The organism is Acidocella sp. (assembly GCF_036489515.1).
Lineage (GTDB): Bacteria > Pseudomonadota > Alphaproteobacteria > Acetobacterales > Acetobacteraceae > Acidocella.
The window spans coordinates 94191-103151 of record NZ_DASXFO010000068.1 but is presented as its reverse complement, the minus strand read 5'-3'; the positions used below and the strand labels follow the sequence as shown (position 1 = coordinate 103151).

Annotated in this window: 8 protein-coding genes; 4 read left to right on the top strand and 4 right to left on the bottom strand. The window is 62.2% G+C overall.

Going from position 1 to position 8961, the window contains the following annotated elements; translation table 11 throughout:
• Nucleotides 1-556, top strand: a 556-nt coding sequence (gene trpA / locus VGG47_RS11285; RefSeq protein WP_331538528.1) for a tryptophan synthase subunit alpha, incomplete at its 5' end; no start/stop codon positions are given.
• A 135-nt stretch (nt 557-691) separates the two neighbouring features.
• Here trpA and VGG47_RS11280 read toward each other — a convergent pair.
• The 3 genes from VGG47_RS11280 to VGG47_RS11270 form a co-directional block, all read right to left on the bottom strand.
• A complete protein-coding gene (locus VGG47_RS11280) occupies nt 692-2191 on the bottom strand; it encodes a CHAD domain-containing protein (RefSeq protein ID WP_331538526.1) in 1500 nt (499 codons plus the stop codon).
• Nucleotides 2192-2242: 51 nt separating this feature from the next.
• Complete coding sequence (locus tag VGG47_RS11275) at nt 2243-3607, bottom strand: NAD-dependent succinate-semialdehyde dehydrogenase (RefSeq protein ID WP_331538524.1); 1365 nt, start codon at nt 3605-3607, stop codon at nt 2243-2245.
• Nucleotides 3608-3811: 204 nt separating this feature from the next.
• Complete coding sequence (locus VGG47_RS11270) at nt 3812-4792, bottom strand: Gfo/Idh/MocA family protein (protein WP_331538522.1); 981 nt, start codon at nt 4790-4792, stop codon at nt 3812-3814.
• 248 nt (nt 4793-5040) lie between these two features.
• Between VGG47_RS11270 and VGG47_RS11265 the strand changes: the two genes are divergently transcribed.
• The 3 genes from VGG47_RS11265 (at nt 5041) to VGG47_RS11255 (ending at nt 7981) form a co-directional block, all read left to right on the top strand.
• Nucleotides 5041-5388 carry a DUF952 domain-containing protein gene (locus VGG47_RS11265; protein ID WP_331538520.1) on the top strand — a complete coding sequence of 116 codons (348 nt, stop codon included), beginning with the start codon at nt 5041-5043 and terminating at the stop codon, nt 5386-5388.
• A gap of 207 nt (nt 5389-5595) precedes the next feature.
• Complete coding sequence (locus VGG47_RS11260) at nt 5596-7191, top strand: gamma-glutamyltransferase family protein (protein WP_331538518.1); 1596 nt, start codon at nt 5596-5598, stop codon at nt 7189-7191.
• 496 nt (nt 7192-7687) lie between these two features.
• On the top strand, nt 7688-7981 hold the full coding sequence (locus VGG47_RS11255; RefSeq protein WP_331538516.1) for a GYD domain-containing protein: 294 nt from the start codon (nt 7688-7690) through the stop codon (nt 7979-7981).
• 86 nt (nt 7982-8067) lie between these two features.
• Here the strand turns inward: VGG47_RS11255 and VGG47_RS11250 are convergent, their stop codons facing one another.
• Nucleotides 8068-8391, bottom strand: a complete 324-nt coding sequence (locus VGG47_RS11250; protein ID WP_331538514.1) for a DUF6525 family protein — start codon at nt 8389-8391, stop codon at nt 8068-8070.
• Between the last annotated feature and the right edge of the window lie 570 nt (nt 8392-8961).

Sequence of the window (8961 nt, the reverse complement as noted above, 5' to 3'; positions counted from 1 at the left end):
CGGCCTGGTGCGGGAGTTTCGCGCCACCGACAGCCAGACCCCGATCGTGGTGATGGGATATCTGAACCCGATCCTCTCCTACGGCGTGCAGCGCTTCTGTGCCGACGCCGCGCAGGCCGGGGTCGACGGGCTGATCGTCGTTGATCTGCCCACCGAGGAAGCCGACCTGCTCTTGCCGGATGCGACGGCGAACGGGCTCGACGTGATCCGCCTGATCGCGCCCACCACCAGCGACGAACGCCTGCCGAAAGTGCTGAGCGGCTCTTCAGGCTTTGTGTATTATGTCAGCATCACCGGCATCACCGGCACGCGCACCGCCACGGCCGAGGATCTGGCGCGCGACATTCCGCGCATCCGCGCCACCACCGATCTGCCGATCGCGGTCGGGTTCGGCGTGCGCACGCCGGAGCAGGCGCGCATCGTCGCCGAATATGCCGACGGCGCGATCGTCGCCTCCGCGCTGATCGAGAAACTGGTGCTGGCCGGCGTGCCGGCGGTGCTGGACGATGTTGCAGCACTCGCCCAGGGCGTGCGCAGCGTCAGTAAGGTAGCCTGAAGAAAGCGGCCGCTTTTAAAAAAGCGGCGCAAAATTTTTTTTGGCTCTGGGCCGGGGGCCGTTGAAACGGCACGGGCTCAAAGGAGCAAAGTTTTTTTGCTACTTTTTGTTCACAAAAAGTAGCCTTCCTTTGCTTCAGGACCAGAAGCGCTTTTCGCGCCGGAACGCTTTCCAGGTTTTTGTGAGGTCGTCCAAGCCGCTTTGGCGTTGCTTTTTTTGGTATTCGGCCAGGGCGGAGAGGGCGGGAAGATCGATCGGCGCGTCTCGAACCAATGTCCTGGCCAGTTCGACCGAGGTGAAGCTGTCATTGATGAGGCCCAGAGTCTCCTGGAGCGCCTTGCATCGTTTCTGATACGGGCGTGTTTTTGCGAGCGGGAAAAGGCTTTCGGTAAACTCGATGCCGTAACGGAGCTTCTTGATCGATTTTCGGAGTTCGTGAAGTTCTGTGTTGTTATGGCGGGATATATTTTGTCCTCTGGATTTGACCTTGCGGGCGAGCCGGTCGAGCCATCGCGGTGCCAGGAGTTGTAGCTTCTGCGCCAGTTTCGCGCGGCCCAGGAGGTCCGGCCTGAACCGTCCCGCCTCGACCCAGGCGGCCAGTTCCAGAACTGTCGCGGTGAATTTTTGGCTCCGGCATTCGGTCATGAAGGCTTCGCGGGTGGCGTGACGTCGATGCTCTGCGGCGGCTTTGAGAGCCGTGACGACGTCGCCAAGGTCGGTTTGCCGGCTTGCTTGCGGCAAGAGCTCGGTACAGAACACGTCCCAATCGCGGGCCTGCCCAAAAATGCGGCCGATCCGCTTGAGTTCCTTATCGAAATGTTCGAGGCGGCGCGGGTCAAGTGCTGGCTTATAGAGCGCCAGGAGCGCACGGAGGCGGCGAATGGCGACGCGCATTTGATGGATGCCTTCGACGCTTCCGGCCAAAGCGGCGGGCTGATTGACGAGCAAATGGTTCAAACAGGCCGCGACGAGCCGGGCAAACGCCTCCGCGCCGGAGGAGGCGGCGGAAAGCTTGATCGACCCGGATTGTTGGCTGGAAGGTGATTTGCCGGCGGCGCGCCGAAAACCGCGTGCGGCTGGGCTGTCGATCATCACCGAAAGCGGATTTTCCGCATGCAGACGCAAGGCGAGACGATAGACCGCGCCGGCCTCTCCGTTCAGCAATTCAAGTTGCAGATCCCTGACCGGCTCGACTGTGGCGCCAGCTTCCATGGTTCCTTCGTCGAACGAGGCCCTGACAATGGTGTCCGGCGCGAGGTGCAGCGTGCGCACGACGCGCTTGAGATCCGTGACCGAAATCTCCTGTAAGTCGGTCGGCGGCGGCAGCGGCTTTGCCGTCAAGACGGCTGTCAGCAATGTGAAGTCCGGTTGGTCGTTTTGCAGCTCCCATTCCCATTCGTCCCGTCGCATTGCCACGCCGGAGGTTCGGGTTGTTTCCATGGTCTGAAAGATCATGTTCCCGCTGCGGGTCACACACAGCCTGAGGCCGGCCCGTGCCAGGTCGTAGGATGAGGTATCGTAGTAGCGGCGTAGAAGATGCTGTGTTTTTGTGTCGGAAGCGCCAGGCGCCCGTAATTCAGGGTGATGGTCGAGATGCTTTGCGCCACGTTCGGTCAAGGCCAGGCCAAGCGTCATTTCATGCGTTGTATGCGTGGCATGAGACGGGGAGACGCCGTCCATGCGTGATCACGCGGTATATAAAACGGACTTCAAATTCATGAATTCGTGCAGGCCGTAGGGACCCAGCTCGCGCCCGTGACCCGAGCGTTTGATGCCGCCAAAGGGGGCTTCCGGCACGGAGGCGAGAATCTGATTGATGGCCGTCATGCCGGCTTGGATGTCGGCGATGAAGCGTGCCTGCTCCCGCGCATCTTGCGTCCAGACCGAGGAGCCGAGGCCAAAGGGAATGTCATTGGCGATGCGGATGGCGTCATCAAGATCCGTCGCGCGGAACATCATGGCGATCGGGCCGAAAATTTCTTCGCGGGTCGTCGCGCTGCCGGCAGGAACATCGGTGAGAATCCCGGCCGTCAGATAGGCGCCCGGGGCCTCCGGTTGGTCTCCGCCGCAGAGCATTTTGGCGCCGGCCTTCCTGGCCTCGGCCAGTTGTTGCAGGACGGTGTCGCGTTGGCCGAAACTGGAGAGCGGCCCCATGTCCGACTGGGGATCCAGCGGGTCGCCGGCTTTGACGGCGCGCATGGCGGCGGCAAAGCGCTCCAGGAAAGCGTCATAGACTGCGGTGTGGACGATCATCCTTTTGCCGCAGATGCAGGATTGCCCCGTATTCTGGATCCGCGCCGTGACCGCCTGGCGAACCGCGAGGTCGAGATCGGCCGAGGGCATGACAATGAACGGATCGGATCCGCCCAACTCCAGAACGACTTTTTTGAGGTTGCGTCCCGCTTGTTCCGCGACCGCTATGCCGGCGCCTTCGCTGCCCGTCAGCGTGACCGCGACGATCCGGCGGTCGGCGATGAGATCCGCCACGGAAGCTGACGTGACGGCGAGGTTCTGGAACACGCCGGCGGGCGCGCCGGCAGCGCGGACCGTCTCTTCCATAAGATTTGCCACACCCTGGACCAGGCTGGCATGCTTCAAAAGCGCGACATTCCCGGCCATGATGGTCGGCGCCAGAAAGCGCACCACCTGCCAGTAGGGAAAGTTCCACGGCATGATGGCAAGAACGGCGCCTTGCGGCAGCCAGTGGGTTTCCGCAGTTCCATGGTTCAAAGGGGTGCGGGCCGGCGCCAGCATTTCGGGTCCATGCTGGGCATAATAGCGAAATCCGGACACACATTTTTCGACTTCGGCCAGGGATGATTTGAGGGTCTTGCCCATTTCCGCCGTGGCCATGGCGGCTAGCCGCTCTTTATTCTGTTCGAAACCGTCGGCGATACGGCTCAGAAGCTGGGCGCGTTCGGCCGGATGGGTACGACTCCACCCCTGAAACGCAGCCATGGCCGCGTCGAGCTTCTGCGCGATTTCCGTTTTGGAAAGCTCCGGATAGGTGGCGATTTCCTGGCCGGTCGCGGGGTTGATGCTTTTGAACATGAACGGTCCTCCGTCTTTGGACGAGAACTGGGAACCATGCCCGGGCTGTTCAACAGGAAGCGAAAGTGAAGGCTACTTTTTGTGAACAAAAAGTAGCAAAAAAACTTTGTTAATCTGGGTCATGGGCGTTGTCGGGGACAACGCCCATGACCCAGCGGAGCAAAAGTTTTTGCGCCGCTTTGGCTCGAAAAGCGGCCGCTTCCTTCAGCGCGGCGCGGCAGGCGCGAGGATGGCCTCGACTGCTTCTTGCACCGCGAAGGCCTCGGCAAGTGTGGCGAGCGGATGCGCGGCACCGCGCGTCATGGCGGCGACGCCCTCGAGCTGGCGGCGTAGGACGAGGGGGCGCATCATCTCATGCGGCAGCGCGTTCGCCACCGGCTGCCAGCTGCCGTCGGGGCCGAGGCGCTCGGCATTGGACCAATCGCGCAGCCGGATCGCCCCGGCGCTGCCCTGTAACGTCCAGGTATTGTGGTCGTCCTTCGCGGTGGTGCCGACGGCGCCGGTGAGGGTGATCGGCAGGTTGCCGGCCTGAAGATGCGCGCGGATCGCCCGTTCGCTACGTCCGGCGTCAGGAAACGCCGCAAAACGCTCGCCGAGCGTGAAGGCGCCGGCGAGGCGCAAGGTGAGGAACAGAAAGTGCGAGACGACCTCGCGGGTAAACCCGCCTTGCTCCGGCCGGTCGAGCCAGGAGGCGGCGTCGTGCTGCCAGGGACGAGGCCAGGTCTTAAAGGCAACCTCGATATCCAGCGTGCGCGGGGTGCCGACGGCGCCCTCGGCGATCCAGGTTTGCAACGCTTCCACGGCGAAGGCGGAGGCCATCGGAAAGTTCACGGCGGCGCGCTTGCCCGCGGCCGTGGCCACGAACTGCCGGGCGGCGGCGACATCCACGGCAAGCGGCTTCTCGCAGAAAATGGCTTTGCCGGCGTCCAGGGCGGCTTGCATATGCGCGAGATGGGTGGCGGGCGGCGAGGCGATGTAGAGACAATCGCACCCGGCGATCACCTGTGTGGCGCTTTCCGCGCGCGGGACGGTGGGCAGGGCGGCGGTGATGCGGGCCATCGCCGCTTCCGCCGGGTCCCAAATGCCGCTGATGGTGACGCTGTCGGATGCGTGCTCGAGGGCGGCGCGCAACAGGCGCTCGCCCATGATGCCCGCGCCGAGAATGCCAAGCTTGATCGGTGCCATGAAAATCTCCGGTTGGAATGGGCATGGCCATACAAGATCGGACGGATGGCGGGAATGCGGGGCACAAGAAAACAGCCGCTTTTTGAAAAAAGCGGCGCAAAAACTTTTGGCTATGCTGGGCCGTGGGCGGTGGCGGCGACAGTGCCCATGGCCCAGATTCATAAAGTTTTTTTGCTTCTTTTTGTTCACAAAAAGAAGCCTCCTTCTAGGCTGTGCTATCGGGGAGCCCGATCAGGATGGAGCTCAAAATGCAGGACGCGATTGCCTACAAGATCTTATTACCGAGCGAATGGGCGGCGCTGGCGCGTGACGGCGGCTTTGCGGGCGCACCGGTGGATATCGCGGACGGCTTCATCCATATGTCGACGGCGACGCAGCTCGATGAGACGCTGCGTAAGCATTTCGTCGGCCTCGATGGGCTGTGGATTGCCGCCGTCGATCTCGCTGCCCTCGGCGATTTGGTGCGATGGGAACCGTCGCGGGGTGGTGCGCTCTTTCCTCATCTCTATGGCATGCTGCCGCTCAGCGCGGTGGTCGCGCACGGCCCGTTGGCGCGGCATGAGGATGGCTCGGCGCGGCTTCCCAGCGTGCCCTGACGCGTAAGTGAAGAGGAAAGCCTCTTTGGGCCCGTGGTGTTTCAGCGCCTCAGGCCCAGCGGAGCAGAAGTTTTTGCGCCGCTTTGGCTCGAAAAGCGGCCGCTTTCCTGGGTAGGAGCGGCCCTCCGGGGCGTCTTTCGGTTTCCGGGATCTTCCGTTATCCCCTGGTCCCGGCATTTTCGCCTTTCGTCATCCAAGGACCAGCAGATGCTTAACTCCCTGCAAGCGACCCGCGGCATGGCCGTCGCCCCGCACGCCCTCGCCGCCCAGTCGGCGCTCGCCATTCTGCGCGAGGGCGGTAACGCCGTCGAAGCCATGATCGCCGCCGCCGCCACGATTGCCGTGGCCTATCCGCATATGAACAGCATCGGCGGCGATGGTTTTTGGACCATTTCCGTCCCCGGCCAGCCGGCCGTGGGCATCGAAGCAGCCGGCCGGGCGGCCCAGGCCGTGTCGCGCGAGTTCTATAAGTCTCGTGGCCTCGCCACGATCCCGCATCGCGGCTCTCTGGCGGCCAATACGGTCGCGGCCACCATCTCCGGCTGGGACGTCGCTTATGCCTATGCGCGGGAAATCGGCGGCAAAATGCCGGTCTCTCGGCTGCTCAGCGATGCCATTCACTATGCCAGGCACGGCGTGGCGGTGACCGAATCGCAGGCGGAGAATACCCGCAAAAAGCTCGCCGAGCTGATTGACCAGCCCGGTTTCCGGGAAACCTACACCGAGGAAGGCCGCGTTCCGGAACAGGGCGCGCTGTTTCGCCAGCCCCGCCTGGCCACGACCTTGGAGCGGCTCGCGGCGGATGGTCTGGACTCATTCTACCGGGGCGCCTTGGCGCAGGACATCGCCGCGGATCTCGCCGCGGTCGGCAGCCCGGTCTCTATGCAGGACTTGGCAGCCTATCACGCTCAGCTTGTGACCCCGCTGCACCTGAAGCATTCGATCGGCGATGTTTATAACATGACGCCCCCGACCCAGGGCCTCGTGTCGCTGATCATCCTGGCCCTGCTCGACCGCTTGAATGTCGGGCAATATCAGGCCGATAGCCCGGAACATGTGCATCTGGTGGTGGAGGCCACCAAGCAGGCCTTCCTGATCCGCGACAAATACATCACCGACCCCGACCACATGAAGGTCATCCCCCAGGACTGCCTGACCGACGCCTTCCTGGCTCCCTATGTCGCCGCGATCCGCACCGATCGCGCTTTGCCCTGGGGCCAGGGCAAGGGCCCGGGCGACACGGTGTGGATGGGCGTGATCGACGGCGAGGGAAGGGCGGTCTCCTTCATCCAGAGCATCTATCATGAGTTCGGCAGCGGCATCGTGCTCCCGAAAACTGGGATCACCTGGCAGAACCGCGGCTGCTCATTCTCGCTCGACCCGGTGCATATCAATACGCTGGAGCCGGGCAAGAAGCCGTTCCACACGCTCAACCCGGCGCTCGCCACCTTCAGTGACGGCCGCGTCATGGTCTATGGGACGATGGGCGGCGACGGCCAGCCGCAGACCCAGGCGGCGGTGTTCACCCGGGTGGCGGTGTTCGGGCAGCATCCGCAACAGGCCATCACCGCGCCGCGCTGGCTGCTCGGCCGCACCTGGGGGCTGGCCTCGGAAAGCCTGAAACTGGAAGGCCGTTTCAGCCCCGAGATGGTGGCGCGCCTGCAAGCCCTGGGCCATGACGTGGAACTGATCGCCGATTTCGACGAAAGCGTCGGCCATGCCGGCGCCATCCTGCGCCATCCCAACGGCACCTTCGAAGGCGGCGCGGACCCGCGCAGCAATGGCGGCGTCGCCGGATTCTAAAGGAAAGCAGCCGCTTTTTAAAAAAAGCGGCGCAAAAACTTTTGTTATGCTGGGCCGTGGGCGTTGTCGGCGACAGTGCCCATGGCCCAGCATAGCAAAGTTTTTTTGCTACTTTTTGTTCACAAAAAGTAGTCTTCTTCCTGGCCGCTTCCGCCGATCGGTTTATGGATCAGCCTCACTGTTGTGATTGGCGGGGGATTTTTCCGATGCGCTAAGGTGCCCGGCGGGTTTATGCTGGGTGAACCACGCTTGGATCGGCATGTGAGGGCATCATGTCTCGGGTTAGACTCTATCTTTGGATCGCGGGGATTGCGTTCATGGTCGCGGCGTTCATGATCGCGCGCTGGTGCGACCTTCCATCGGGGTTGTAAGTCATCTGGCGAGAGCGACGCTTTGTGCTAAAATGGCTTCGATGGCCGACGGATCGCTCCGGGCCGAGATATGCCCAGCGACAGCCTTGAGGAGACGGTCGGGTGGTCATCGGGAGCAATGTGCCATGACAACCTATATCATGTTGGCCACGTGGACCGAACAGGGCATTCGCAACGCGAAGGAGTCCCCTCATCGTCTCGATAAAATGCGGCAACTTCTGAAAGACATGGGTGGGGATTTTAAACACTTCTTTCTGACCATGGGCGAATACGACATGGCCGCGATCTACGAGGCGCCGGACGATGCCGTGGCGGCGCGCTTCAACTTGCAAATGGGCATGCTCGGCAATATCCGGACGGAAACGTTGAAGGCGTTCCCCGAGCCCGCCTATCGAGAGATCATGCGGACCCTCGTTTAGAGCGATAGGCCCGTGCTGTTTCACCGCCCCAGGCCCAACGGACCAAAAGTTTTTGCGCCGCTTTTTCCAAAAAGCGGCTGCTTTTCTCATGCGGCGGCGCGCCGGTCGGGCCCCGCTCCGTAGCGCAGCACGGGAACCTCCGCCGCGATGTGCGGCAGGGTGGCGGCGTGTTCGCGGGCATAGCTGTCTGCGAAAGCGCGCCGTTCCAGGCGCTCGCAGAAATCGAGGTAGCGCAGCAGCGCGCGTTGCGCTTTCTCAGCCGAGCCGTGCAGCCGGCGATAACGCCGCCAGAGGATCAGCGTGTTGATCGACCAGGCATCGTAGGCGTGTTCGCTGAGGCGCCGGCGGATGGCCGGCGGCAGTTGATCGAACGCCGCCGGTCCGGCTGCGGAGGGAGTGTTGCCGCGCATTGGGTTTGGCGGCTCTGGAGAGAGAGACCGGGTGGACGTGGCGTGCGGCAAAGAGAGGGCCTCGCATAAGGAATAAAATGATATGTTATATCATACTATATTGCCGCCGTACGCAAGCCCCCGGGGCCTGAGTTGGAGCCATACGCGCTGGGCTGGAACCTGGCGGTATGCGGGTACCGGAACATCTTGAAGCTGAAATGAAATTGCCATTTTATATTCATTGATCTCATCAGGGTAATTTATATCGAGATCAAATCAAATTCGGCAGCGAAGACTACGGCCGTCGTGCAGGGATCAGGCGCGGCGATGACTTAAAAAATCAAGGAAATTGATTGATTGATAAGCAGGAGTGATAAAACGTGATGGCAGTTATGCGTCCGTTTGGGTGCCTCGCCTCAGTCGCGCGTGCTGCAAGCACTCCGCAGACCGAATCTTTCCGGCCTGATGTCTAACGAGGCTACGATGTCCAGTTTTTCCGGAAGAAAGACCCTCGCGGCCGGCGCCGCGGACGGCGCTTTGGTGGCAGCAGCGCATGCCGCAAGCGCGTTAGGCAGCCCAGAATAACGTTCC

Bases quoted from the DNA above. Each gene is read 5' to 3' on its own strand.
- VGG47_RS11255 (WP_331538516.1), top strand. From the start codon at position 7,688: ATGACAACCTATATCATGTTGGCCACGTGGACCGAACAGGGCATTCGC.
- VGG47_RS11270 (WP_331538522.1), bottom strand. From the start codon at position 4,792: ATGGCACCGATCAAGCTTGGCATTCTCGGCGCGGGCATCATGGGCGAG.
- VGG47_RS11265 (WP_331538520.1), top strand. From the start codon at position 5,041: ATGCAGGACGCGATTGCCTACAAGATCTTATTACCGAGCGAATGGGCG.
- VGG47_RS11250 (WP_331538514.1), bottom strand. From the start codon at position 8,391: ATGCGCGGCAACACTCCCTCCGCAGCCGGACCGGCGGCGTTCGATCAA.
- VGG47_RS11280 (WP_331538526.1), bottom strand. From the start codon at position 2,191: ATGACGCTTGGCCTGGCCTTGACCGAACGTGGCGCAAAGCATCTCGAC.
- VGG47_RS11260 (WP_331538518.1), top strand. From the start codon at position 5,596: ATGCTTAACTCCCTGCAAGCGACCCGCGGCATGGCCGTCGCCCCGCAC.
- VGG47_RS11275 (WP_331538524.1), bottom strand. From the start codon at position 3,607: ATGTTCAAAAGCATCAACCCCGCGACCGGCCAGGAAATCGCCACCTAT.